Here is a 515-nt window from a genome sequence, read left to right on the forward strand (position 1 = left end):
CATCTGAGCGCTGCGTAGAAAGGCTGGAATATGCAGGATATTCAACGGCTGAGGCGGTGAATAATCGCTGTGGCCGGCTGGTGTTGCATGACGGCCAGTGCCTCAGAACGCGCTTTGAGGTGTATGGGCTGCAGGGTCAGGTATCAAAGCAGGGGCAGCGTTTTCTTCGGCAGAGTGCGGCGGTCAACTGGCCGTTGGAAGCCACACAGCGAGAAGCTTTATTGCAGGAAGAAGACTTCGTGACGTCTTGGTGCTTCAGTGCGCTGGGGGAAGAGCTTGAGCAGGTAGATGCGAAAAACAACCTAAAAGACAGTCGTTATGGACGCATGGGTGAGCTGCTGGAAGTGGGTATTACCCTGGCGGGTGGTGCTCGTCAGGTCATCGCGACGGGGGCCGACTACAACGCCAGTGGTCAATAAGCGCTGCAGCCGCTGACTGCGTGCGTCGTAGCGCCACTCGCTTACCACGCCGCTGCCAGCGCGTTGCGTTATCAAATGACCACTGGCGTTGTAGTC

The 515-nt window shown here is 57.5% G+C and carries 1 protein-coding gene; it reads left to right on the forward strand.

The annotated features are described in order from the left end of the window. Nucleotides 1–419, forward strand: a 419-nt coding sequence (locus AC0L20_RS39795; RefSeq protein WP_473295635.1) for a hypothetical protein, incomplete at its 5' end; no start/stop codon positions are given. Nucleotides 420–515: the final 96 nt, after the last annotated feature.

The sequence above is a fragment of the Bradyrhizobium sp. Kon58 genome (assembly GCF_055807455.1).